24 protein-coding genes are annotated in these 23677 nt (G+C 66.6%); 11 read left to right on the top strand and 13 right to left on the bottom strand.

Translation table 11 applies throughout. The features are described 5' to 3' along the window. Positions 1–5: 5 nt before the first annotated feature. On the bottom strand, positions 6–986 hold the full coding sequence (locus FQU96_RS05570) for a GlxA family transcriptional regulator (protein ID WP_146539811.1): 981 nt from the start codon (positions 984–986) through the stop codon (positions 6–8). Positions 987–1073: 87 nt separating this feature from the next. On the opposite strand from FQU96_RS05570, the gene FQU96_RS05575 reads away from it, so the two are divergent. Next, positions 1074–1763, top strand: a complete 690-nt coding sequence (locus FQU96_RS05575) for a DJ-1/PfpI family protein (RefSeq protein ID WP_146539812.1) — start codon at positions 1074–1076, stop codon at positions 1761–1763. A gap of 3 nt (positions 1764–1766) precedes the next feature. On the opposite strand, the gene FQU96_RS05580 is transcribed toward FQU96_RS05575, so the two are convergent. From FQU96_RS05580 to FQU96_RS05605, 6 genes are all read right to left on the bottom strand, one after another. Then, positions 1767–2321: a class I SAM-dependent methyltransferase gene (locus FQU96_RS05580; RefSeq protein WP_218574601.1), complete on the bottom strand. Its 555-nt coding sequence runs from the start codon at positions 2319–2321 to the stop codon at positions 1767–1769. A gap of 74 nt (positions 2322–2395) precedes the next feature. Beyond that, entirely contained in the window at positions 2396–5293 is a 2898-nt protein-coding gene (locus FQU96_RS05585; protein WP_178130318.1) for a glycosyltransferase, read from the bottom strand. Between the two features lie 319 nt (positions 5294–5612). Then, the gene (locus tag FQU96_RS05590) at positions 5613–5993 is read right to left on the bottom strand and encodes a response regulator (protein WP_146539815.1); all 381 of its coding nucleotides are present in this window, start codon (positions 5991–5993) and stop codon (positions 5613–5615) included. 146 nt (positions 5994–6139) lie between these two features. Then, complete coding sequence (locus FQU96_RS42465; RefSeq protein WP_218574602.1) at positions 6140–6646, bottom strand: winged helix-turn-helix transcriptional regulator; 507 nt, start codon at positions 6644–6646, stop codon at positions 6140–6142. Positions 6647–6681: 35 nt separating this feature from the next. After that, positions 6682–8367 (bottom strand): iron ABC transporter permease, encoded by a 1686-nt coding sequence (locus FQU96_RS05600; protein WP_146539816.1) that lies wholly within the window; start codon positions 8365–8367, stop codon positions 6682–6684. A gap of 74 nt (positions 8368–8441) precedes the next feature. After that, complete coding sequence (locus tag FQU96_RS05605; RefSeq protein WP_146539817.1) at positions 8442–9680, bottom strand: FAD-binding oxidoreductase; 1239 nt, start codon at positions 9678–9680, stop codon at positions 8442–8444. A gap of 80 nt (positions 9681–9760) precedes the next feature. Between FQU96_RS05605 and FQU96_RS05610 the strand changes: the two genes are divergently transcribed. From FQU96_RS05610 to FQU96_RS05620, 3 genes are read left to right on the top strand one after another with little or no spacing between them, the layout of a single operon-like run. After that, on the top strand, positions 9761–10222 hold the full coding sequence (locus tag FQU96_RS05610; protein ID WP_146539818.1) for a GNAT family N-acetyltransferase: 462 nt from the start codon (positions 9761–9763) through the stop codon (positions 10220–10222). Between the two features lie 28 nt (positions 10223–10250). Further along, positions 10251–11180 (top strand): NAD(P)-dependent oxidoreductase, encoded by a 930-nt coding sequence (locus FQU96_RS05615; protein ID WP_255467860.1) that lies wholly within the window; start codon positions 10251–10253, stop codon positions 11178–11180. A 52-nt stretch (positions 11181–11232) separates the two neighbouring features. Next, positions 11233–12168, top strand: coding sequence for an LLM class flavin-dependent oxidoreductase (locus FQU96_RS05620; protein ID WP_146539820.1), 936 nt, complete (start codon positions 11233–11235; stop codon positions 12166–12168). Positions 12169–12238: 70 nt separating this feature from the next. Here the strand turns inward: FQU96_RS05620 and FQU96_RS05625 are convergent, their stop codons facing one another. After that, the gene (locus tag FQU96_RS05625; protein WP_146539821.1) at positions 12239–13273 is read right to left on the bottom strand and encodes a Fe(3+) ABC transporter substrate-binding protein; all 1035 of its coding nucleotides are present in this window, start codon (positions 13271–13273) and stop codon (positions 12239–12241) included. Positions 13274–13635: 362 nt separating this feature from the next. Here FQU96_RS05625 and FQU96_RS05630 point away from each other — a divergent pair, with 362 nt between their 5' ends. Beyond that, a complete protein-coding gene (locus FQU96_RS05630; protein ID WP_178130319.1) occupies positions 13636–14640 on the top strand; it encodes an alpha/beta fold hydrolase in 1005 nt (334 codons plus the stop codon). 27 nt (positions 14641–14667) lie between these two features. On the opposite strand, the gene FQU96_RS05635 is transcribed toward FQU96_RS05630, so the two are convergent. Further along, a complete protein-coding gene (locus FQU96_RS05635; RefSeq protein ID WP_255467861.1) occupies positions 14668–16071 on the bottom strand; it encodes an MFS transporter in 1404 nt (467 codons plus the stop codon). Between the two features lie 94 nt (positions 16072–16165). Here FQU96_RS05635 and FQU96_RS05640 point away from each other — a divergent pair, with 94 nt between their 5' ends. Continuing rightward, entirely contained in the window at positions 16166–16834 is a 669-nt protein-coding gene (locus FQU96_RS05640; RefSeq protein ID WP_146539824.1) for a metalloregulator ArsR/SmtB family transcription factor, read from the top strand. A 7-nt stretch (positions 16835–16841) separates the two neighbouring features. On the opposite strand, the gene FQU96_RS05645 is transcribed toward FQU96_RS05640, so the two are convergent. Beyond that, entirely contained in the window at positions 16842–17732 is an 891-nt protein-coding gene (locus FQU96_RS05645; protein ID WP_178130320.1) for an NAD(P)-dependent oxidoreductase, read from the bottom strand. A 154-nt stretch (positions 17733–17886) separates the two neighbouring features. Here FQU96_RS05645 and FQU96_RS05650 point away from each other — a divergent pair, with 154 nt between their 5' ends. The 5 genes from FQU96_RS05650 (at position 17887) to FQU96_RS05670 (ending at position 21888) form a co-directional block, all read left to right on the top strand. Then, positions 17887–18723, top strand: a complete 837-nt coding sequence (locus FQU96_RS05650; protein ID WP_146539826.1) for a CoA transferase subunit A — start codon at positions 17887–17889, stop codon at positions 18721–18723. A gap of 31 nt (positions 18724–18754) precedes the next feature. Continuing rightward, positions 18755–19495, top strand: a complete 741-nt coding sequence (locus FQU96_RS05655; protein WP_146539827.1) for a CoA-transferase — start codon at positions 18755–18757, stop codon at positions 19493–19495. Further along, complete coding sequence (gene map, locus FQU96_RS05660) at positions 19492–20238, top strand: type I methionyl aminopeptidase (protein ID WP_146539828.1); 747 nt, start codon at positions 19492–19494, stop codon at positions 20236–20238. The genes FQU96_RS05655 and map overlap by 4 nt, the downstream gene beginning before the upstream one ends. 56 nt (positions 20239–20294) lie before the next feature. Next, positions 20295–21038 (top strand): sulfite exporter TauE/SafE family protein, encoded by a 744-nt coding sequence (locus FQU96_RS05665; RefSeq protein WP_146539829.1) that lies wholly within the window; start codon positions 20295–20297, stop codon positions 21036–21038. Positions 21039–21315: 277 nt separating this feature from the next. Further along, positions 21316–21888, top strand: coding sequence for a tyrosine phosphatase family protein (locus FQU96_RS05670; protein ID WP_178130321.1), 573 nt, complete (start codon positions 21316–21318; stop codon positions 21886–21888). 79 nt (positions 21889–21967) lie between these two features. On the opposite strand, the gene FQU96_RS05675 is transcribed toward FQU96_RS05670, so the two are convergent. From FQU96_RS05675 to FQU96_RS05685, 3 genes are all read right to left on the bottom strand, one after another. Continuing rightward, entirely contained in the window at positions 21968–22360 is a 393-nt protein-coding gene (locus tag FQU96_RS05675) for an endonuclease domain-containing protein (protein ID WP_146539831.1), read from the bottom strand. A 49-nt stretch (positions 22361–22409) separates the two neighbouring features. After that, positions 22410–23219, bottom strand: a complete 810-nt coding sequence (locus FQU96_RS05680; protein WP_146539832.1) for an SDR family NAD(P)-dependent oxidoreductase — start codon at positions 23217–23219, stop codon at positions 22410–22412. A 121-nt stretch (positions 23220–23340) separates the two neighbouring features. Beyond that, on the bottom strand, positions 23341–23649 hold the full coding sequence (locus FQU96_RS05685) for a DUF1127 domain-containing protein (protein WP_218574603.1): 309 nt from the start codon (positions 23647–23649) through the stop codon (positions 23341–23343). Positions 23650–23677: the final 28 nt, after the last annotated feature.

Genomic DNA, 23677 nt, shown 5'->3' on the forward strand with positions numbered 1-23677 from the left:
CGGTGTCACGCGGCAAAACCGGTCCGGTACGCGCGCGGCGACACGCCGAGATGGCGGTGAAAGGCGCGCCGCAGACGGTCGGCATCGCCGAAACCAGAATCTTGCGCCACGGTGCCGACGCGGCTCTGGGCCGTCTCGAGCTGACGGCGCGCGGCCTCCAGTCGCAACCGCGCGACGGCCCTGGCCGGCGTCACGCCGGTCTTGGCGCGATAGACGCGCGCGAAGTGTCGCGCGCTCATGCCGGCATGGGCGGCCAGGGCGTCGACCGACAGGTCGGCGTGCAGGTTGGCCGCGATCCACTGGTGCAGCGCGTCGAACGAGCCGTCGTCGGCACTCTGGATCCGCAGCGTTTCGCTGTATTGCGATTGTCCGCCAGGGCGACGCGCGTAGACAACGAGATGGCGCGCGACCCTCATCGCCAGTGAGCGTCCCAGATCCTCTTCCACCAGCGCCAGAGCGAGATCGATGCCGGCAGTGACGCCGGCGGCGGTAAACATCTTGCCGTCGCGCACGAAGAGGGCGTCAGCGTCGAGGCGTACCGCGGGAAAGCGCCGCGCCAGGCGCTCGCATTCGCGCCAGTGCGTCGTCACCGGTCGCCCGTCAAGCAGGCCGGCGGCGGCAACCAGGAATGCACCCGTGCAGACCGAGCCGGCACGGCGCGCTGTCCCAGTGTGGTGCGTCACCCAGGCGATCGTTCGTGAATCGCGTGCGGCGTCGTGCACGCCCGGGCCACCCGGTACGATCAATGTATCGATCCGCATGCGAGCGACCTGTTTGAAGGACAGCGTGTCCAGCCGTACGCCGGACGAACTCGCCACCAGGCCGCCGCGGCGTGACACCACGACCGTGCGATAGTTGGATACGCCGTTCAAATCCGACGCCGTTGCAAAAGTCTGCAGCGGGCCGGTGATGTCCAGCAGCTGGAAGCGGTCGAACGCCAGGAAAGCGATCGTCGATGGTGTCGTGCGGGCCACGGTTTGCCTCATGGCAGAAATCGTCTGAACTATGTCATTTCCGCCATCGCTTGTCAGGCCTATCTTGGCGACACTTCCGCAGTGCCAAGGAGGGTGACCATGGCCGCCAAGCCGTTCCACGTCGGGTTCCTGCTGTTTCCCGACATCACGCAGCTCGACATGACCGGCCCTTATGAAGTGCTGACCAAGCTGCCTGGTGCGGAAGTGCACCTGATCTGGAAAACGCGTGATGCCGTGCGTGCCAATGGCGGCATGCAGATCCTGCCGACGACGACCTACGCCGAATGCCCGCAGCTCGACCTTGTCTGCGTCCCCGGCGGCGCCGGCATGAATCCGTTGCTGGAGGACGAGGAGACGCTGGCGTTTCTGCGCCGCCAGGCCGCGGGTGCGCAATACGTGACCTCGGTCTGCACCGGCTCGCTGGTGCTGGGGGCCGCCGGCCTGCTGAAGGGCAAGCGCGCGGCGACGCATTGGATGTCGATGGACATGCTGAAGGCCTTCGGTGCGACGCCGGTGCACGAGCGTGTCGTGGTCGACGGCAACACGATCACCGGCGGTGGCGTTACGGCCGGTATCGACTTCGGCCTGACGATCGCGGCCCAGATTGCGGGACCCGACGTTGCCAAGGCGATCCAGCTCGGGATCGAGTACGATCCTCACCCGCCGTTCGATGCCGGTTCGCCGCGCACCGCCGGTGCCGCATTGACCGAGCAGGTGACGCAGGCTGCCACCGCACGCCAGGCCGAGCGCGCCGCGGCCGTCAAGCGTGCCGCCGCCCGGTTGGGGTGAGAGCTATCGCTGCCGCACGAAGCGCCAGACCACGGCGGGCGGCAGGTTGGTCCAGATACGCCGTCCGCGACTGGGTTCGAGGTGCAGGCGGCGCAGCAGCTCGGGCGGAACGGGCGACTTCGGTCCGTAGGTGAACTGGACCAGCGCGCCACCGGGTGGCAGTACGGACGCCACCCCGGTCACGATCGCCTCGACCACCGGTCCGGGCATGGCCAGCAACGGCAGACCGGAGACGACGGCGCCGACCGGCGCCACGTTGTGGGCGACCAGCAGGTCGGGCAGGCGCGCGGCATCGCCCTGCAACAGTCTCAGCGACGGGAAGGTGCGCTGCAGGTAGGCATGCAGCTCGCCGTCGAGTTCAACCGGTACCAGGGACCGCTCCGGCACGCCGGCAGCCAGCAGGGCGCGTGTGATGCTGCCGGTGCCGGCGCCCAGCTCGACCACGATGCTGTCGGCAGGCAGGCCGGCCAGCGCGGTGCGCGCCATGGCGCGCCCCAGGGCCTGGCTGCTGGGCGTCACGCTGCCGATGCCCAGCGGGCGCCGCAGCCATCGCTTCAAGAAGACAGCTCGATCACGTGCCGTGGTCGCGGGCGGGCTGCGACCGTCCTTGGTTTCCATGTGAGCTGCCAGGCCTAGTCGCCGGCAGCCAGCGGCACTGTCGCCTCGGCGGGTCCCGGTGCCGCCGGCGCCGGGATGACCAGTGCGCGGGACTGGCGCATCTGCTCGACGGCGTTGACCAGCGATACATAGACGGCGGCAACGTACGGCAGCGACTGGACGACCAGCAGCACTGCCCACAGCCGCGCCTCGGGATCGAGAGCGCCCTTGCCCCACCAGACGCCGATGGCAGCCAGCCAAAGCGCGCAGGCGATGAAGGCTTCATCACGCGCCATGGCCAGGGCACGGCCCAGGGTCGCGCCTGCATCCATCTTGGGGGTACGGATGAAGGGCAGCTTGCTGGTCAGCAGTCCATAAATCACGGCGCGGCCGACGGTGTACGTCAACGACAGGCCGGCAAACGCCGCCCCGATGCTCTGGCGCAGGGTGCAATCGACCCGGGCGCCATAGAGTGCGAAGGAATAGATCAGTTTGAAGACGAACAGGGCCAGCGTCGGCACGACGAAGGCCTCGGGCGGCAGCGGCAGGGTGCTCCAGTCGCGCGACGCCATCATCGGCGACAGCGCGCTGCCGACCAGCCCGTCGGCGCCGACCAGCGACGCCACCCAGGTCAGGGCGGAGCCGATCGGCGCCAGCGGCGGGACAACCGGCACCAGCGCACCGAAGGCCCAGACCAGCCCGGCCAAGGTGAAGACCACGTTGAGCGCGTCGGCGAACCAGGGCAGCCACCCGGTGGCGAAATGGTACTTCTGCCAGAAGGTGAGCTTGGTCCGGTTGCTGATCAGTTGGCGCCAGTGACCCTTCAGGATCTGCATGGCGCCGTAGGCCCAGCGGAAGCGCTGCTTCTTGTACCCGGAGAAGTTGTCGGGCGTCAGGCCCTGGCCGAAGCGCTCGCGGCTGTAGGCGGCCGAATAGCCGTGCTCCATGGTCCGCAGCCCGAACTCGGTGTCCTCGGTGATGCACCATGTCGCCCAGCCGTCGAGTTCTTCCATCAGGCTGCGGCGGACCAGCGTCATGGTGCCGTGCTGGATCAGGGCGTCATATTCGTTGCGCAGGCACATGCCGATATCGAAGAAGCCGGCATATTCCCATTGCAGCATCTCCTTGAAGCGGTCATCGCGCCAGTCGCGGTGGTCCTGCGGCGCCTGCACATAGCCGATCTTGGGATCGTCGAACTGCGGCACCAGGGCCTTGAGCCAGTCCTTGCGCACCATGTAGTCGCTGTCGATTACGCCGATGATCTCGGCGTCCGGCGCGGTTTCCTTGAGCACGTGGTTGAGCGCGCCGGCCTTGAAGCCCTTCATGACGTCGAAGTGGAAGAAGCGGAAGTTTGGCCCCAACTGGTGGCAATGCTCTTCCACCGGCCGCCATACCGCCGGATCGCGCGTGTTGTTGTCGATGACGATCACTTCGAGGTTCGGGTAGTCGAGTGCCGCCAGCGAATCCAAGGTCTCCTTCACCATGGCTGGCGGTTCGTTGCAGATCGCCAGGTGCAGCGACACCTTGGGCCAGTGCCGGATCGCCGGCTGGGCTGCGACCACCTCGCGTGCCGGCGGGATGGCGCGGATCCAGCGCCGGCGCCAGATGGCGTCGGCCAACTCCAGCGCCTGCGCCAGCACCATCGCCAGGCTGGCCAGCAGGAACCCCATCAATAGCAACCAGCCAAGAACCTGATACCACATCATGTAGGTGCTGGCGGCGACATAGCCGGAATAGACCATACCGGCGCCAGCCAGCGCCGTGACGGCGCCGAAGGCCAGCTGGCCGGCAAAGCGCATGTTGCGCATCGTCCACAGGAAGAGGCCGAACAGCGGCAGCGTCAGCACCAACGTCCATGCCGCCAGCTTCCACCAGTTGCCGAACACCGTGACGGGACCGGTCCAATCGAACTTCAGTTGCCGGTCGGCGTTCCACAGGCCCCAGTAACCGCCCGCCAGACCTTCGAGGTCGCGTGATTTCCAGGGCTGGTCGAAGGCCTCGATCACGAAATGATCGATTTTCTGCTCGCGCAGCCAAGCGACCGCTTGGCGAACCTGACGCGCCTGCTCGCCGGGTGACGCGGTGTTGATCCCCGCGCCGCCTTTGTCATGGCCGATACGAGAGGCACCGTTCGATGGCCACCCGACCTCGGTCACGACGATGTTCTTGTTGGGGAAGGCCTTGCGCAGTTCGCCGATCTTGTCCTTCAGGTAGGCCATCGGGCCGTCCTTGCCGACACCCTTGTCCCAGTAGGGCAGGATATGGACGGCAATGTAGTCGACCTCGCGCACCAGCTCGGGATGGTCGAGCCAGACGTGCCAGGGCTCGGCGGTCGACACCGGTACCTTGACGTTCTTCTTGACCTGCCGGATGTACTCGATCAGCCGACGCGTCGAGACTTCGCCGCGCAGTAGCGTCTCGTTTCCGACCAGCACCCGCTCGACGTTGGGATTGTCATTGGCGATCCGGATCAGGCCGGCGATCTCGCGGTCGGTCTGGCCCTTGTAGAGGTCAAGCCGGCCACGCTGGTCGTTGGTGACACCGATATGGTCGTAGATCCAGGCGCCGGCGACGACTTTCAGGCCGTACTGCTCGGCGACCTTGGGGACATCCTCCACGCCGTCGATGGCCGAGTAGGTGCGGACATAGCGCACGCGACCGGCCAGTGTGCGCATATCGCGTTCAATCTGCTCGCGCCGCGGCCCGTGTTGTTGCACGGCAGCTTTGGCACCGACATCGTCAGTGAGCGCCGCGCGCTCCTTGGCGATGCCGAAGGCCATGGCATCCTGGTCCTTGCCGTAGGGCGCGTAGGTCACGCCATACAGCTGGCCATCCATCGGCGGTGGCTCGATGGTGTAGCTGAACAGTTTCCAGCCGAGAAATGTCGCGGCGATGATGATCAGCAACGCGGCGATCGCGCTGCTGCGAAACACGGAGTGTTGGTCGTCGGCACGCATGGACAAAAGGTGGCGTTCCCCCCGGTGGGACCGTCGCAAGTCGCGTGCCGTTCGGCGACGTTCCGGACGTCTCAGTCATTCGCACCGCGAGAGGGACGCGATGCAACCCGTCGACGCCGATACGGCGAAGTCGCGTCTATAGCGTTGTCACGCGCGACCCGGCAAGGGTTTGACTTTGAAAGCGGCAAAAAATCCTTGATTGCGGCGGGGTTGCGGCGACCCGGTGTCAGGGGCGCCACGCGTGCGGCGATGCCCGATACGTCCGGACGAATGACGCCATGTTGCTGCGAGCGGCCTACGTCGCTGCGGACGCGGCGGCCGGCTGCGCCACGGCAGCCAGTGCCTCGACGATATTGCGCAGTGACAGCGGTTTCCAGATGACGGAACGGGCACCCGCGCTCATCGCTGCGGTGACGTCGGATGCGGTCGCCTGTCCGGTCATCAGCAGGACGGCGGGCGGTGCCGCCAGGCGACTGCAGGCGGAGACGACCTCGACGCCGCTTCGAGGCGGCATGCGCATATCGGTCACGACCACATCAAAACCGGTCGTGCCGTCAAGCGCGGCGCAGGCCTGATCGACGCTGCCGGCGCCGATCACCTGATGCCCCCGTCGTGTCAGGAAGCTGCACAGTTCTTCGACGATATCCATCTCGTCGTCCACCACGAGGATCTTCATGGTCTGACTCTCCCTGGTGGTCGGGTCTACCGCTAGAGCAATGTAGCAATAAAGGCGCTCTACCTGTTGATCTATAATAAATTCACGACTGTGCGACGAGTCTCGAACAGCCCATTTTGGGCAACGGAGGATCGTCCTGCCCGCTATCAGCCGGGCGGCTGTTCGGCGACGAAGATGCCTTCCTCGAGGCACTCGTTCAGCAGCCGCAGGGTCTCGATTGAGAGTTCGTCGAAAAGCTGGTGGTAGGGCGGCGACTGCAGGACGCCAGGTTGCCAGATGTAATCGCGCGCGCCACGACGGACCAGCAGGCCCATCTCGACCAACCGTTTCATCTTGCGCCGAACCGTTTCACGCGGCAGGCCGGTCGCCTCGGCAAGCGAGAGCGCATTGCAACCGCGTTGGCGGTCGCCGACGATGGTCTTCATGTTGGCGAAGTCCTGTCGCAGCGTCTCATTGCGCATCAGCGCTTCGGTCGAGACGATGCCAGCGGCACCAGCGATGATCGCCAGGTCGATGTCGCCATCACATATGTCCCGCTGCAGACGGCACACGCGCTGGAAGTAGCGGCCGAATGCCATGGCGAACAGCCGCGATATCGTTTCATGGTTTTTGCGAACGAGGCGCAGACGCTTGGTCTTGGCGGCAGCCGGCATAATGAATCCCGTCGTGTGCGTGATGAAAGCGATCGCTAGCCGCCCCCGTGTCCAGGTCGGGCGCGCAGGGCGGCGCGTGTCAGGACCAGGATTGGCAGGATGCCGACCGCGACGATGGTCAGCGCTGCTGTCGAGGCTTCGGCCAGCCGTTCGTCGCGGGTCAAATTGTAGGCCTGCACCGCCAGGGTGTCGAAGTTGAAGGGCCGCAGCATCAACGTTGCCGGCAGTTCCTTCATGGTGTCGACGAACACGATCAGCGCCGCGCTCGCCAGGCCGCCCTGCAACAGCGGCCGGTGGATGCGGTTCAGCGTCTCGAGCGGGCCGGCACCCAGGGTGCGTGACGCGCCGTCGACGCCCGGTGTGATGCGCGCCAGGCTGGCCTCGATGCTCTGCATGCCGGCAGCGAGAAAGCGCACGACGCAGGCATAGACGATGCCGGCGATCGAGCCGGTCAACAGCAAGCCGGTGGAGATGCCGAACACGCGGCGCATCCAGGCGTCGACCGTGTTGTCGAACAGCGCCAGGGGCGCCAGGATGCCGACGGCGATCACAGCGCCGGGCACCGCATACCCCATGCCCGCCAGGCGCGCCGTCCAGTGCATCGTCCGGCTGCGTGCGCCACGCGCCGCATAGGCGATGACCGTGGCCAGTGCCACGGCGATCAAGGCAACCAGCGCCGCCACCAGGATGCTGTTGGCGGTCAGGCGCAGGTAGCGCTCGCCCCATTGCGCATCGCCCGACAGCAGCGCAAAGCGCAGCAGAATCAGGACCGGCAAGGCGAAGCCGAACAGCAAGGGTACGGCGCAAACGAGTGTCGCCGCAGCGGCACGCGACCCGGACAGAGGAAACGACGGCAGGGCACGGAAGCGTTGCGTCGACGCGTGGAAGCGGCGTGATGCCCGCGAAGCACGCTCCATCAGCAACAGCCCCAGGGCAAACAGCAGTAGGGTAGCGGCGAGTTGGGCTGCCGCCACCTTGTCTCCGAAGGAGAACCAGGCACGGTAGATGCCGGTCGTGAACGTCGGTACGTCGAGATAGGCCACCGCGCCGAAATCGGCGAGCGTCTCCATCAGCGCCAGCGCCACGCCGGCGGCGATGGCCGGCCGCGCCAGCGGCAGGGCAACGCGGAAGAAGCTCTCGGTGGCATTGGCGCCCAACGTACGGCTGGCGTCGATCGCACACACCGATTGCTCGATGAAGGCCGTGCGCGCCAGCAGATAGACGTAGGGATAGAGCGCGAGGCTGAACAGGACGATGGCGCCGCCGGGCGAGCGGATGTCGGGGAACCAGTAGTCACCGGCGCCCCAGCCGAACAGCCCGCGCAGCGCGGTCTGCACCGGCCCGGCGAACTGCAGGAAGTCGGCATAGACATAGGCCAGCACATAGGCCGGCACCGCCAGCGGCAAGGTCAGCGCCCATTCGAAGAAACGCCGTCCGGGGAACCGGCACATCACGATCAACCACGCCGTCACGACACCGCCGAAAGCCGTGCCGGCGCCCACGCCCAGCAGCAGCCACAGCGTGTTCAGCAGGTAGTGGGGCAGAACCGTGCCCATCATGCTGCGCCATTCTTCGCCGCTGGGCTGCAGCAGATGCGCCAGCATGCCCAGCGTCGGGACCGCCACCAGCGCACCGATGATCGCCGCCGCGATGGGGAGTCCGGCCAGCCGCCGGCGCGGTGTGCCTGGTTTCAGATCGATGGTCGGTGCCGAGAGAGTCATGAGTTGAATCGAAGCATGGGCGAAAGCAACGCTAGTAGCGCCCCGCGCGCAAGGGCTCAACCGGTGTCGCCCGGTCAGAACCGGTCGGGCCGGAAGGGTGTCAGATCGACACTGGTCGGGCGGCCGGCAACCAACTCGCCGATCAGCTTGCCGGTGATACCGGACAATGCCAGGCCGATGTGGTCATGACCGAAGGCGAAGTACACATTGGCAAACCGTGGCGAGCGTCCGATCACGGGCTTGGAGTCGGGATGCGAGGGGCGGGGGCCCATCCACTCGCTGACCCGGTCCGCCGTCAGGCCGGGCACCAGGGCCTGGGCGTGGCGACTGACTCGGCGGGCATTGTCCATATCCGGCGGCGCATCCGGTGCGGCGAACTCGGCCATGCCCGTGGCCCGCACGCCGTCGGCCATGGGCGTGACGGCGATGTAGCGGTCGGCCGACATCAGCGCGACCCGCAGGCGGGCCTGCGGGTGGGCGAACATGGTATGGTAGCCGCGCTCTGCTTCCAGCGGCACGCGCGTGCCCAACTGGGCGGCGAGAGGTCGTGACCAGACGCCCGCCGCCAGCACGATACGGTCGGCGTCAACGCTGGCGCCATCGGTCAGGATCCGCCGCGGGCCGTCGGAGCTCATTTCGAACCCGCGCACGGCGGCGCGCAGAATGCGGCCCCCATTGCGTTCGAAGCAGCGCGCCAGCGCCTGGGTGAGGCGCAGCGGATCAACCGTATGCGCCAGCCGCGGCACATGGATCGCGCGCACGATGGCCGGTGTCAGTGCCGGTTCGATCTGGCGCGCTTCGTTGCCGTCCAGGATGTCCATGGCGACACCGCGCCGGCGGCGCAGGTCGATGGCGTACGCGGCACTGGCGAAGGCTGCCTCGCTTTCGAAAGTCATCAGCAGGCCGCTGTGCTCGATCAACGCCTGCGCGCCGGCCTCGGCGACCAGCGGGTCGAGACCCTCATGCAGGCGCGACAGCAACTGTTGGCGCGCATCGGCGATGGCTTCGACCTGTGCCGGTCGCGCCGCTGCGATGAAGCGCACGAACCATGGAAGCGCGCGCGGCAAGTGACGCCAGCGCAGCTTCAGCGGCGACGTCGAATCGAACAGCATGCGCGGTACCTTGCGCAGCACGCCCGGCAAGGCGGCGGGCACGCAGGAAGCGATGCCGAGATTGCCCGCGTTGCCGGCCGAGGCACCTGCACCGGGGCCACTGCGATCGATCAGCTCGACGCTGAAGCCTTCGCGCTGCAGGTAGAGCGCGCAGCACACGCCGACGGCGCCGGCACCGATAACCGTCACGGCCTTCGTCATGGATCGACACACGCCATTGTTGACCCCAGTTCAGCCCCATGGATCTGCAGTATAGTTTGAACGACACACCAGGGGCATCCATGAGCGATCTCATCATCCGACGTGCGACCTCGCAGGATCTGGCTGCGATTGTCCAGCTGCTGGCCGATGACGAATTGGGGCGCCACCGCGAGGACGCGGGGCCGCCGCTCAATGCACGCTACAAGGAGGCGTTCGCCGCCATCGACGCCGACGGCAATCAGTTCCTGGCCGTCGTGGAGGAGGCCGGATCAGTGGTCGGCTGCCTTCAGTTGAGCTTCACTCCTGGATTGTCCCGTCTGGGGGCGTGGCGCGGGCAGATCGAGAGCGTGCGCATCGCATCCACACGGCGGGGCGGCGGGCTGGGTCGCATCATGTTCGAATGGGCCATTGCGCAATATCGGGAGCGTCGGTGCGCACTGGTGCAGCTGACGACCGACAAGGCGCGGCCGGATGCGCTGCGGTTTTACGAGTCGCTGGGGTTTGTCGCCAGCCACGAAGGCCTCAAGCTCGGCCTGGACTAGACATCGAACAGCACAAAGGAAACGCGAGATGAGCAAGATCGGCTTTATCGGCCTGGGCACGATGGGCGGCAGCTTCGCGCGCAATGTCCAGAAGGCCGGCCACGACCTGGTTGTCCACGATCTCCATCGCCAATTCGCGCAGCCGCATCTGGATGCCGGCGCGACGTGGGCCGACAGCCCACGCGCGCTGGCGGCGAACTGCGACGTGGTCCTGACCTCGCTGCCCGGACCGCCTGAAGTCACCGCCGTGGCGACCGAATTGTCCACGGGACTGAAGCCCGGCAGCGCCGTCTTCGACCTGTCGACCAACGCGCCGGCCGTCGTGCGCCAACTGCATGCCGACTTCGCCAAGCGCGGCCTGCACTTTCTCGACGCGCCGGTGAGCGGCGGCCCCAAGGGCGCGCTGTCGGGCCGTTGCGCAATCTGGGTCGGCGGCGATCGTGCCGTGTTCGATCAGCACCGCAAAGTGCTCGACGCGATGGGCGATCAGGTGCGCTACATTGGGCCGATCGGCGCCGGCTCGATCGCCAAGCTGGTGCACAACGCGGCCGGCTACGCCATCCAGTGCGCGCTCGCCGAGGTCTTCTCCGTCGGCGCCAAGGCCGGCGTCGAGCCGCTGGCATTGTTCGAGGCGGTACGACAGGGTGCCCGTGGCCGTGTGCGCACCTTCGACATGCTGGCTGACCAGTTCCTGGTGAACCACTACGATCCGCCGTCGTTCGCCTTACGATTGGCGCACAAGGACGTGTCGCTGGCCGTTCAGCTTGGCCAGGAGGTCGGCGTGCCGATGCGCATGATCAACCTTGCCCTGCAGGAATTGACGGAGGCGCGCGGCCGTGGCTGGGATCATCGCGATTCGCGTTCGGCCATGCTGCTGCAACTCGAGCGCGCCGGGATCGAGTTCCACGAATCGCCGCAGGCCGTGCGCGCCGTTCTGGACTCCGACGGTGCTGCGTGATCTCAATCGCCGCGGCTGTCTGACCTTTGTGTGCACATAGCGGAGCGCGCTGATGCCGCGATTGGGATATCTCTTGCCGACCCGCGAGCGGGTCATGGAAGGACGCGACGAGACCGCGTCGCTGCTGGCGCTGGCCGAGCGTGCCGAGGCACTGGGCTTCGATTCCGTCTGGGTCGGCGACTCGCTGTTGGCGCGGCCGCGGCATGATCCGCTGACCCTGCTCGCCGCCGTGGCGGCGCGCACGCGCCGGGTCGAGCTTGGCACCGCGGTCCTGCTGCCGGCGCTGCGCAATCCCGTCGTGCTGGCGCAGCAGGTGGCGACGCTCGATCGTATTGCCGAGGGGCGGGTGATCCTCGGCGTCGGGATCGCGTCCGACGTGCCGAACATTCGCGCCGAGTTCGAAGCCGCCGGCGTGCCGTTCGACAAGCGGGTCGGCCGCATGGTCGAGGGTCTCGCCCTGGCCCGCGCGCTGTGGACCGGCAAGCCGGTGGACTGGGATGGTCGCTGGCCGATCACATCAAGCGTGCTGGGCCCGACGCCGCATCGGCCGGGTGGCCCGCCGATCTGGGTCAGCGGCTCGGTTGCGCCGGCCCGGGCGCGGGCGGGGCGACTGTATGATGGCTGGTTTCCCAATGGGCCGACCGCCGCCGAATACGCCGGACAATGGGCAGAAGTGCAGGCCGCGGCGCGGGCTGCCGGGCGTGATCCGGCTACGCTCACCGGTGCGATGTATCTGACATTGGCGATCGACGAGGATGCCTCCCGCGCCGACGCCAAGCTCAATGCCTTCCTCGAACAGTATTACGGCCAGCGCCCTGACGTGATGCGCAAGCGCCAGATGTGTTACGCCGGTTCGGCCGCGGGGGCCGCGGCCTGGCTTGCGGCCTATGTCGAGGCCGGCGCCAGCCATCTCGTGCTGCGCTTCGCCGGCGACCCCGATCGGCAGCTCGACACCGTGGCCGGCATCCGTCGCGCGGCCGGCTGGTAGCGGGGTTCTTCAAACGACAACGGCCGCCTGTCGGCGGCCGTTGCGATGCCACGGATGCGATCGGCTGGTGTTACTTCCAGCCCACCTTGTCGAAGATCGCCTGGGCCTTGGCCTGGTTGCGGCCCAGCGCGCCGATGTTGACCTGGTCCATCTTGAAGGCGCCCCAGCCCTCCAGCGCCGCGTTGTTTGTCTTCACTTCGGCGACGGGATACTCGTTGTTGCCATTGGCGAAGTAGCGCTGCGCCTCGTCCGACACCAGGTACTCGAGGTACTTGATGGCGCTCTCCTTGTTGGGCGCCGTCTTCACCAGGCCGCCACCCGAGACGTTCACGTGCGTGCCGCGGTCGGCCTGGTTGGGGAACATGATCGCGACCTTGGCGGCCAGCGCCTTGTCCTCGTCCTTGGTCGAGTTGACGATGCGCGCGAAGTAGTAGCTGTTGGAGATCGCCACATCGCACTGGCCGGCAGCGACCGCCTTGATCTGGTCGGTGTCGCCGCCCTGCGGCGGACGGCCCATGTTGGCGACGACGCCCTTGGCCCACGCCTCGGCCTTCTCCTCGCCTTGGGTGGCGATGATCGCGGACAGCAGCGACAGGTTGTAGACGTGGCCGCCGGATCGGGCGCAAACCTTGCCCTTGAAGTTAGGGCTGGCGATGTCCTCGTAGCGTGCCACCTGGGCCGGCTGCAGCTTGTCCTTGGCGTAGATCAGCACGCGGGCCCGGGTCGAGAAGCCGAACCACTTGCCCTCCGGATCGCGCAGGTTGGCCGGTACGCGCTGATCCAGCACGGCCGACTTCACCGGCGCCAGCAGGCCGGCCTGCTCGGCTTTCCAGATGCGACCCATATCGACCGTGATCATGACGTCGGCCGGGCTGTTGGCACCCTCGTTGCGGATGCGCTCGATGATCTCGTCTTCCTTGCCTTCGATGCGGTTGACCTTGATGCCGGTCAGCTTGGTGAAGCCCTCGTAGAGCTTCTCATCGGTTTGGTAGTGGCGTGCCGAGTAGAGGTTGACCACCTTGTCCTGCGCCGTGGCGGCGCTGCCGGCCATCACGGCCGAGGCGCCCAATGCCATCGCGATCGCGCGGCGGGAAAGTGCCTTCATCTTCTGCTCCTCGTTCCCTCGATTGCTGCGCCCACCGTGATTGTGTGCGCCTGACGTCCACCCGAATTTTTCTTCCTACAGGCCGCATTTTTGCGAACTACTCGCATTTTCAGTTACACAAAGGAGAACGAGCGTCAACGCCAATAGGGGCCAGCCACGCGGATTTGAGGTGCGCTACGCGCCACGCCGCCGCAGCGGCGAAACGATCGCTTCAAATCGAGCGACGGCTCGCTTATCTTGATTGTGCAAGACGGTTGGCCCAGTCTGGCGTTTCATGCCGCCGCCTTTGTGTGGCCGCAGGCATGCGATGGTGTGCCGCGGGACGATCCGGGTGGGACAGGGTGTTTGGCGTGGCGAGCCTGATGCAGATCGACGACGAAACGCCGCTGGCTTTTACAGCCACCAGTGCGCGGCCGGTCGCGGTGCCGACGGCGGTTCGGGCGACCCATGTCGCGGCTGACCGCTACGGCTTCGTGACGGCGGCCGACGGCGCCACCTTGCGTTTCGGCGTGTGGCATGCGACCGCGCCGACACGCGGCTCGATCGTGCTGCTGACCGGCCGCGGCGAGTTCATCGACAAATACGCCAGCGAAGTGATCGGCCAGTACCAGGCGCGTGGGTTCGTCGTCTATGCGATGGACTGGCGGGGCCAGGGCCTGTCGGCGCGCCAGCTGGAAGACCGCCAGAAGGGGCATGTCGATCGCTACGAAACCTATCTCAGCGATCTGCAGGCCTTCCTCACCGGCGTGGTGCTGCCGTCGGCGCCGCGGCCGATCGTGGCGCTGACCCATTCGATGGGCGGCCATATGCTTCTACGGCATCTGGCTGAGCAATCTGAGACGACCCCATTCGCAGCCGGCATCCTGGGTGCGCCGATGACGGGTCTGCGCCACGAGGCGATCATTGCCACGATCCTCACGCTGCTGCCGCCGGTGGCCGCTGTCGACGAGCGTTATTTTTACGGCTCGGCGCCGTTCCGGCTGATCGGGCGGGAGTTCATCGGCAACAAGGTGACCCACGACGAGCGTCGCTATCGTTTCACCGAGGCATGGTTCGGCGCCGACTCGCGGCTGGCGCTCGGTGGCCCCACCATCGGCTGGCTGCGCCAGACATTGCGCTCGATCAAGATGCTGGCCGAACCCGGATACCTGGAGCGCGTGCGCACGCCGCTGCTGTTGTTGACGGCAGGCCAGGATCTGCTGATCGACGGCCGCACGCACGTGGCCGCCGGCGCGCGCCTGGCCGACTGCCGCCACCTTGTCTACGCCGACGCGCGGCATGAGATCATGATGGAAGTCGACCCGATCCGTGCCCGCTTCTTCGCCGATATCGACGCCTTCCTGGCCCACCACGCGCCGGCCGGTTGACACCACCGGACGGTGTGGCGGACGTCGCTACGCTCTGGCGTCGGCCGGCCGCAAGCGAACGGCGAACCCGAACACCACGGCGGTCAAGGCGAACGCGGCCGCGATCCCGAAGAGCCATCGGCTGGCATGGGCGATGGTCGCCGGATCGAGCGCGTCGGATAAGCCCGCCGACTGGGCGACGAGCCCGAACAGCGCCGCACCGATGGCGTAGCCGGCAGATTGGGTCGTGGGCACCAGGCCGGATGCGGTGTCGGTTTCGCCGGGCCGAGCGTTGGTCATCACGGCCTGATTGAGGAAGGCCCAGCTGACGCCGAATCCGGCACCGATCATCACCTGGCATAGCGCCAGCAGCCAGTGCTGCATCAGCGGCAGGGCGAGAGAAGCACCGGCGAGGCCCACGGCCACCAGGATAGGTCCCAGACGGATGGTGATGCGGGCCAGGTCCGCAGCCTTGATGTTGGCCACGATCATGGCGGCGCCGCTCCAGGACAGCGCCGTGATGGCGGTGAACGAACCCGCCACTGTCGGGCCGTGTCCCCATAGATGCTGCAGAAACAGCGGCAGGTACACAGTGGTACAGGCCTGTGCCAACGGCATCAGCAGGACGACCCACAAGGTCGTGCCGACGATCGAGCGTGGCGAGAAGGCGTCGCTCGGGAACAGCTTGTTGGGGCTGGAGCGATCAACGACGAATACACCGATCAGCACGCCCAGCGCCGCCACGATCAGGGTGACGGTCGCCGCCAGCGCGCCGGTGATACCGGCGACCGCCACCAGCATGATGCCGCCTGCGATTGCAGCCAGGCGGCCGAACGGCACGACGACAGGGGCGGTGCTGCGCGTTGTGCGCGGCACGACGATGGCGACGAGGCCGGCAAACGTCAGGGCCAATAGGAGGTTGACCAGATAGGCCACGCGCCATGACGTGGTCTCCGTCAGCAGGCCGGCCAGCAGCGGTCCGCCGAAGGCCGCGATCGCCCAGATGATCGCCAGCAACCCGAACATCTTGGGCACCAGCCGTGCCGGAAAAAGTTCGGCCACCAGTGCATAGCACGCCGCGATGATGACGCCGTCGCCGGCACCCTGCAGGGCGCGGCCGACCAGTACGCTCGCCATCGACGGCGCCAGGCTGATGCACAGCGTGCCCATGGTGAAGACGGCGGCGGCGCCGATCAAAGCCGGTCGCGCACCCAGTCGCTGCTTGAGGAAGCCCGCCGAGGCACCGCCGACGATGGCAGCAACCAGGAACACCGTCGAGGCCCAGCCGATGATGCTAACGCCACCCAGCTCGACCACGACCGACGGCATCGTCGTGGTCGTGATGAAGACATTGAGCGCGTGCAGCGCGTCGCCCAGGCACACGGTGGCGGTTGCCGGCGCGAGGTTGCGGGTCAGCAGATGCCGCCAGCGATCTTCGATCGCGCGTTCCACGACGCTTCCTCCCATTTTAGAAAGGAGATACTTATTATATGGAGTGGATTTGACAAGCAATTTCTTGTTAAATATCGACCGGAGCGCGAAAGCGATGACGGATCGCACGACGGACCGATTGCTCTATGGCCTCAAGGCGGCTGGTGCGCAGACGGCGGCGACGCTGGCCCGTCGTCTCGAGATCACGGCCGCCGCGGTGCGACAGCATCTCGACGGACTGGCGTCGCAGCGATTGGTCGAACACGAAGACCGGCGTGAAGGCGTCGGCCGGCCGCGGCGCTATTGGTCTCTGACCGAGAGAGGCCATGCCCGGTTTCCCGACAACCATGCCGGCCTTACCGTCGAGGTGCTGGACGCCGTATCGAGCATCTTCGGCCGCGACGGGCTTGATCGCCTGATCGCCCATCGTGAGGCGGCGACCCTGGCGAGCTATCGCCAGCGGCTGGCCGGGCTGCCGACATTGGCCGACAAGGTCAGGGCCCTGGCCCGGCTGCGGACACAGGAAGGCTACATGGCCGACTACAGGCGCGAGGCCGACGGCAGCTTCACGCTGGTCGAGAATCACTGCCCGATCTGTGTCGCGGCCCGCACCTGCCAGGGCCTCTGCCGCTCGGAGCTCGGCATTTTCACCGCCGTTCTCGGCGAGGACGCCACGGTGAGCCGGACCGAGCATCTGCTGTCCGGCGCACGGCGCTGTGCCTATCGCGTGGTCCCGGCGCCGCGATCAGTTCGCGCCGCTGTGCGATCACGCACCCGCGCCTGACGCCGGATCAGCCGCTGCGGACCTCGCGTTTCAGCGCCGTTTCGTAAACGCGCATCATCGAGCTGGTGTCGGATTGGCCGAATCCCATGCCGCGCGCCAGCCGCATCAGGTTATGCGCTTGCGCGGCCTGGGGCGTCGGCGCGCCCAGCTCGTCGGCCAGCTCCAGCGCCAGGTGCGTGTCCTTGTAGGCGAGATCGAGCGCGAAGGAGGGTTTGAACTCGCCTTTCATCACACGCTCGGCCATCAGCCGGTAGGCGTTGCTGTTGCCGCTGCTGTTGCGGATCACGTCGTCGAGCTTGCGCACGTCGATGCCGGCCATGGCGCCCAGCATCAGGCCTTCGGCGGCCGACGCCATGTTGCAGAACGCCATCATGTTGTTGACCAGTTTGGCGACCGTGCCGGTGCCGAGGTCGCCCATGTGGAAGACGTTGGCGCCGAACGACTTCAAGAGCGGCTGGTGGGCGTCGAACGCCGCCTTGTCGCCGCCGACCATGATGGCGATGGTGGCCTTCTCGGCGCCGGCAACGCCGCCGCTGACCGGTGCATCGAGCATGGTGATGCCCCTGGCGGCGAGCTGCTGGGCGATGCGGCGCACCACGCTGGGCGCATTGGTGCTGAGATCGAAATAGACCGTGCCCTGGCGCGCGTTCTCGGCGATGCCGCCGGGTCCCAGCGCGACCGCCTCGACATCCCTGGGCATCGGCAGCGACGTCATGATGACGTCGGCATCCGCGGCCAGTGCCGCGATGCTGGCGGCGGCCTTGGCGCCCAGCGTCGTGCATGTCTTCACAGCCTCGGCGTTGAGATCGAACACGATCACCTCTTCGCCGCTCTTGCGGATGATGTTGCGGCACATGGGGCCACCCATGCTGCCCACGCCGATGAACCCGACCTTCATGTTCTCTCCTCCCGTCGCGCTGCGATACGATACAGATCGGCCGTGATCGTGAGAGTTGCTTTCCGTCATGCCGGCCATGTCCGCGGCCACGCCACATATCCTTGCGCGCCCGTAACGGCGTGGCCACACTGCACGCAGTGTCGGGAGGATTCCCATGGCTGACCAAGACTGGCTTAAACCGACGGTCGATTCGCTGGCGCGCCTGGTGCCCCACGGCGCCATGGTGGCGATTCCGGCTGACTATTCCGGCGTGGCCATGGAGTTGACTCGGGCGCTGATCCGCACCGGTGCGCGCGACTTGCACCTGGTGGGCGTGCCCGTCATGGGCCTGCAGGGCGAGATGCTGATCGGCGCCGGCTGCGTGAAGACGGTCGAGACGTCGGCGGTGACGCTCGGCGAATATGGTACGGCCGTACGGTTCCTCGATGCACTGAAGAATGGCCACATCGCGATCAAGGACGCCACGTGTCCGGCCATACATGCTGCGCTGCAGGCCGGCCAGAAGGGCATTCCCTTCATGCCACTGCGTGGCATCATCGGCAGCGACCTGCTGGAGAAGCGGACGGACTGGCAGGTGATCGAAAATCCGTTCAGTCAGGGACCGGACCCGATCGTTCTGCTGCCGGCGCTCAATCCCGACATCGCGATCTTCCACGCGCCGTATGCCGATGCCGACGGCAACGTCTTCATCGGCCGCCGTCGCGAGCTGGTGACCATGGCACAGGCGGCGCGCACGACCCTCGTCACCGTCGAGGAGGTGCGCGAAGACCTTGACCTGATGGCCAGCGAGGAGACCGCCGCCGGTGCGCTGCCGGCGCTCTATGTTGGCAGCGTCGCGGTCGCCCAGCGCGGGGCATGGCCGCTCAATCTGTGGGATCGCTACGCCGTCGACGAAACGCATGTCCGGCAGTATTGCGAGATGGCCCGCACGGCAGATGGTTTCGCGCGCTATCTCGACGACTTCGTTCATCCGCGCCGGGCGGCGGAATAGGGATGCCGGCCGTGCTTGTGGCAGAACACACATGACCCAGCCGATCTCGCGTCAGGAACTGCTGATCTTCACCATCTCACGACTGCTCCAGGGATGCCGGCATGTGGCGGTGGGGGCATCATCGCCGATTCCTGGTGCCGGCGCGCTGCTGTACCGGGCACAGGCCGAGGCACGCACGTTCATCACCGTGCTGGGCAGCACGCGGTTCAACAGCATGACCAACGGTGGTGTGGAGTTGTTCGACATGGCTGCCCAAGGCCGCGTCGATGCCTTCTTCCTGGGCGGCGGCCAGATCGACGGTCATGCCAACATCAACCTGGTGGGGGCGGGCGGCGCGTATCCGCAGACGTCGGTGCGCTGGCCGGGTTCATTCGGCTCGGCCTACCTCTATCATCTCGTGCCGCGCGTGATCCTGTTCCGCGAAGAACACTCGCGGCGCGTCATGGTGCCCAAGGTCGATTTCATCAGCGCCGCCGGTCCGCGCGATGACGGCGTCTTCCGGCCGGGCGGGCCGATCGGCCTGCTGACGAATTTGTGCTGGTTCACTTTCGACAGGCAGCGCCCGGGCTTTCGGCTGCAGAGCGTGCACCCCGGCCACTCGGTCGAGGAAGTGCGCGACAACACCGGCTTCGACTTCGAGTGTCCCGCGATAGTGCCCGAGACGATGTCGCCGGACGCAGCCACGTTGACGCTCATGCGTACCCGCATTGCGCGGGAAATCGGCGAGAGTTATCCGCGCTTCGTGAAGCAGGTGTTCCCGGAGGCGGCATGACCATCGAGACCGAAGAACAGCTTGAACGCCTGCGTCGCGTCGGTGCCATCGTGGCCGCCGTCTGCCGCCTGATGGGCAGCCGCCTGGAACCCGGCATGACGACCCGGGAACTCGACGATATCGGTCGCGCCGCGCTGGAGCGCGACGGCTGCCGTCCGGCGCCCAGCCTGGTCTATGATTTTCCCGGTGCTACCTGCATCAGCGTCAACCATGCGGTTGCCCACGGCATACCGGACGAGACGCGCATCGCGCCGGGCGACATGGTGAACATCGACGTTTCGGCCGAACGTGACGGCATCTTCGCCGACACCGGCGCCAGCTTCGTGGTGCCGCCGGCGCATCAGGCGCAGGAGCGGCTGTGCCGCAGCACGCGCAAGGCCCTCAACCGGGCGATCCAGACCGTGCGTCCCGGCCGGCGGCTGAACATGATCGGTCACACCATCGAGCGCACCGCGCGCGAGGACGGCTACACGATCATCCGCAATCTGGGCAGCCACGGCGTGGGGCTGAGCCTGCACGACGAGTCGCCCGGTTTCATCCCGAGCTACTACGAACGCGACGACCGTCGCCTGATGACGGAGGGCCTGGTCTTCACCATCGAGCCTTTCCTCTCGACCGGCGCCGAGATGGCGGAGGAGCAAGCCGACGGTTGGACCCTGGCCACCGCGCCCGGGATCATGACGGCTCAGTACGAGCACACCCTGGTGGTCGGCAAGCGCGGTGCCATCGTCGTGACGATCTAGAGCCTGTTCCGAATGGACGCACGCGGCTGCTCGAAGAACGAAACAGGCTCCGGGACGTGACCGTCGATTTCACCTACATCGTCGTGGTCGGCGTCGCTTTTATCGTCGCAGGCCTCGTCAAGGGCGCTGCCGGCATGGGGTTGCCGCCGACGGCGATTGCGTTGATGACACTGGCACTGCCGTTGCCCGAGGCGCTGGCGTTGATGACGGTGCCGACACTGGCCACCAATGTCTGGCAGGCCGTCTACGGCGGCCATTTTCGCGCCATGTTGCATCGCTTCTGGCTGATGGGCGTGATGATGGCGCTGGGTGTCCTGATCGCCGCGCGCGGCTTGAAGTCACTGGGATCCTCGACATCCGCCGGCTGGGTGGGCGTGTTGCTGATCCTGTTCTCGATCATGGCGCTGACGGCGTGGCGGCCGCACGTCCCACGACGCAGCGAGCCGTGGGCCAATCCACTGTGCGGCGCCGTCAGTGGCGTGATCGGCGGCATGACCGGTATCGCCGCCGTGCCGTTCCTGCCTTATATGCAGTCACTGGACATCCACAAGGATGAGCTGGTCCAGGCGCTGGGCATCCTGTTCGTGATCTTTACATCGGCGATCACGATCGCGTTGTGGGATGTCGGCGCGCTCAACAAGGGCAATCTGGCGGGCGCCGCCTTGGCCACCATTCCGACCATGCTCGGAGTCTGGCTGGGCCAGAAGCTGCGCGTTGCGATCTCCCCGGAGATGTTCCGCAAGATGTTCCTGGTGGTGCTGCTGGGGCTCGGTCTGAACATGGCGCGCGTCCTGGTCTGACACCGATGCGCAGCCGCACTGCGGTGTGGAAAAATGCGCGTAAGTGCCGAAATCTGCCCGCTTTTTGTCACCGGAGGCGTCAGGCAGACGTCAGCTGCCAATGCGAAACGTCGGGTGCGCGATGATCGGCCTACCCCAACGGGCCCTCGTCGACGTCACCCCCAACTACCACGCCCGCGCGGCAACGCAGCGGGCGTTTTCTTTACCGCCGACCCAAGTGGACAGGCCGTCGAGGCGACGTTATGCCTGCGTGATGCCATCCATCGCGACACGGTCCATGCCCGACAGCAATTTATCTCTGACGCCCTACAAGGTGACCATCTGCGGCCTGGGTGAACTGCCCGGTCTGTGCAACGGCGACGTCACGCACCTGCTGTCGCTGCTCGATGCGCGCCACCCGGTGCCCGAGTCACTGAACGCGCTCGATGGCGTCGATCGTGAGCTGCTGCATTTCGACGATGTCGTGGCGGAGTATCCGGGCTTCATCGCCTGCAGTGTTGCCGACGTCGAGCGGATCCTGTCGTTCGGCGAGCGCGTGCACGCCGCCGGCGCGCGGGCGCGCCATCTGCTGGTGCATTGCCACGCCGGCATCTCGCGGTCCACGGCCGCGGCGGCCGTGCTGATGGCACAGTTCAATCCCGGCCGCGAAACCGAGGCCTTCCTGAAGCTGCTCGACATACGCCCGCACGCCTGGCCCAACACCCGCGTCGTCGAAATGGCCGACCGCATCCTCGATCGAAAGGGCGCGCTGCTCGACGGCCTTGTCGCCTATCGTCGCGCGCTGCTCGAACGCAAACCGCAGCTCAGTCAGATCGTCATCAATATCGGCCGCGGCCACGAACTGCCTTAAGTACCCTCTCCGCCCACGCAGTGGGGGGAGAGGGAGGGGCCCGTCACGCGAAGCGTGATGGGAGGGTGAGGTGGGTGCCTCAACCCCGTGCTTTTCGTAAAGCAATCTCCAAGCGCTGCCACACGCCATCTGCATTCGTCAGCATTTCCTCGTTCCAGAATCGCACAACACGCCAGCCCATCCCTTCAAGGTCAGCCGTCCTGCGCTCGTCCCGTGCGCGTTGTTCGTCGTGTTGGCCACCATCGAGCTCGATGACGAGTTTGCGCTCGACACACGCGAAGTCGGCGAAGTAGTGGCCAACGGGATGCTGGCGTCTAAACTTGAAGCCGATGGCGCGTGATCGAAGCAATCGCCACAGCGCTCGCTCGGCGTCAGTTGAATCTCGGCGCAGGCGTCGAGCGCGTTCGGTGCGTTCCCGGCTCACGACTTGTGCGTTCCTGACACCCACCTCACCCTCCCATGCCTTCGGCATGGGCCCCTCCCTCTCCCCCCGCTGTCGCGGGCGGAGAGGGAAATTGGCGCTACCGCCCGCGCATCGGCACGGCGCCCAGGTGCATGCCGGCATCGACGATCATGAATTCGCCGGTGACGTTGCTGGCGCTGGTGAGGAAGAACACGGCCGTTTCGGCCATCTGGTCCGTCGTGCCAGCCTGGCGCAGCGGTGTCGACGTCTCCTGCTGTGCCTTGGCGAGCGCGTAGCCTTCGGCGCCCATCGTGCCTTGCAGCCAGCGCGACTGGATGAAACCGGGGCACACCGTGTTGACGCGTACGGCCGGGGCCAGCCATCGCGCCAGCGCCAAGGTCAGGGTGTTGAGCGCGCCCTTGGAGCACATGTAGGGAATCGACGAGCCGACGCCCATGACGCCGGCGATCGACGAGATGTTGACGATCGAACCGCGATCGCCCTTCTCCTCCCACTGCTTTTTCATCACCGGGAACACGGCGCGGCTCATCTGGTACGGTCCGACGACGTTCACGCGGTTGATGCGTTCGAAATCCTCGGCTGTCACGCCGTCGAGATCGCCCATCTGCTGGGCCTTGGGTGTGGTGGTGCCGGCGTTGTTGATCACGCCGTCGATGCGGCCCCATTTGGCCATCGCCTGCTCGATCAGCTTGCGGCAGGCGGCATCGTCGCCGACATCGGCCTGGACCAGGATGGCGTCGACACCCTTGGCCGTCACCGCAGCCATCGTTTCGTCGGCTTCCTTCTTGCTGCGCGTGTAGTTGACGACGATGTTCCAGCCGAGATCCGCCAATTGCACCGCCGCCGCGGCGCCCAGCCCCGTGGCCGACCCCGTGACGATTGCGACCTTGCCCTTCTGTCCCGCCATGCTTTCCTCCTGCGTCAGGTGGCGTCACCCTAGCGCAGGCGGCACGACGATTCCTACCGTGCGCGTGCGCTGCGCCATGCGGCGCACGCGCCGGCCCTGTGATGAAAACGCCGGCCCTGCATCAGGACCGCCAATCGCGCAGCGGACGCCAGAAGGGACGCCGCAACTCGTAGGCGACGAGCTCGGGCGAGAAGCCCAGTTCGCGCAAGCTGCGGGCATCGACCTGGGCCAGGTCACACCGCGCCCGGCGCCGTGCCTGCCAGGTTCGCAGGGTACTGGCGATCGCCTGCCATAGGGATAGCGGTGCGGCGTCCGCGGGCTGCGGCACGGCCTCGACCACGGCGGTCGTTCGCGGCGGATCGGCAGCCGTATCGATGACCGACTGATAGAGCGGGCCGTCGGTCGCGGGATGGGAGCGAATGTAGGACATGACCTCATCTCCTGTGGTTGTGCGTTGC

The organism is Reyranella sp. CPCC 100927, assembly GCF_007859315.1.
In the GTDB taxonomy this organism is placed as follows: domain Bacteria; phylum Pseudomonadota; class Alphaproteobacteria; order Reyranellales; family Reyranellaceae; genus Vineibacter.

Bases quoted from the DNA above. Each gene is read 5' to 3' on its own strand.
- FQU96_RS05570 (WP_146539811.1), bottom strand. From the start codon at position 986: ATGAGGCAAACCGTGGCCCGCACGACACCATCGACGATCGCTTTCCTG.
- FQU96_RS05575 (WP_146539812.1), top strand. From the start codon at position 1,074: ATGGCCGCCAAGCCGTTCCACGTCGGGTTCCTGCTGTTTCCCGACATC.
- FQU96_RS05590 (WP_146539815.1), bottom strand. From the start codon at position 5,993: ATGAAGATCCTCGTGGTGGACGACGAGATGGATATCGTCGAAGAACTG.
- FQU96_RS42465 (WP_218574602.1), bottom strand. From the start codon at position 6,646: ATGCCGGCTGCCGCCAAGACCAAGCGTCTGCGCCTCGTTCGCAAAAAC.
- FQU96_RS05600 (WP_146539816.1), bottom strand. From the start codon at position 8,367: ATGACTCTCTCGGCACCGACCATCGATCTGAAACCAGGCACACCGCGC.
- FQU96_RS05605 (WP_146539817.1), bottom strand. From the start codon at position 9,680: ATGACGAAGGCCGTGACGGTTATCGGTGCCGGCGCCGTCGGCGTGTGC.
- FQU96_RS05610 (WP_146539818.1), top strand. From the start codon at position 9,761: ATGAGCGATCTCATCATCCGACGTGCGACCTCGCAGGATCTGGCTGCG.
- FQU96_RS05615 (WP_255467860.1), top strand. From the start codon at position 10,251: ATGAGCAAGATCGGCTTTATCGGCCTGGGCACGATGGGCGGCAGCTTC.
- FQU96_RS05620 (WP_146539820.1), top strand. From the start codon at position 11,233: ATGCCGCGATTGGGATATCTCTTGCCGACCCGCGAGCGGGTCATGGAA.
- FQU96_RS05625 (WP_146539821.1), bottom strand. From the start codon at position 13,273: ATGAAGGCACTTTCCCGCCGCGCGATCGCGATGGCATTGGGCGCCTCG.
- FQU96_RS05630 (WP_178130319.1), top strand. From the start codon at position 13,636: ATGCAGATCGACGACGAAACGCCGCTGGCTTTTACAGCCACCAGTGCG.
- FQU96_RS05640 (WP_146539824.1), top strand. From the start codon at position 16,166: ATGACGGATCGCACGACGGACCGATTGCTCTATGGCCTCAAGGCGGCT.
- FQU96_RS05645 (WP_178130320.1), bottom strand. From the start codon at position 17,732: ATGAAGGTCGGGTTCATCGGCGTGGGCAGCATGGGTGGCCCCATGTGC.
- FQU96_RS05650 (WP_146539826.1), top strand. From the start codon at position 17,887: ATGGCTGACCAAGACTGGCTTAAACCGACGGTCGATTCGCTGGCGCGC.
- FQU96_RS05655 (WP_146539827.1), top strand. From the start codon at position 18,755: ATGACCCAGCCGATCTCGCGTCAGGAACTGCTGATCTTCACCATCTCA.
- map (WP_146539828.1), top strand. From the start codon at position 19,492: ATGACCATCGAGACCGAAGAACAGCTTGAACGCCTGCGTCGCGTCGGT.
- FQU96_RS05670 (WP_178130321.1), top strand. From the start codon at position 21,316: ATGCCCGACAGCAATTTATCTCTGACGCCCTACAAGGTGACCATCTGC.
- FQU96_RS05675 (WP_146539831.1), bottom strand. From the start codon at position 22,360: ATGCCGAAGGCATGGGAGGGTGAGGTGGGTGTCAGGAACGCACAAGTC.
- FQU96_RS05680 (WP_146539832.1), bottom strand. From the start codon at position 23,219: ATGGCGGGACAGAAGGGCAAGGTCGCAATCGTCACGGGGTCGGCCACG.
- FQU96_RS05685 (WP_218574603.1), bottom strand. From the start codon at position 23,649: ATGTCCTACATTCGCTCCCATCCCGCGACCGACGGCCCGCTCTATCAG.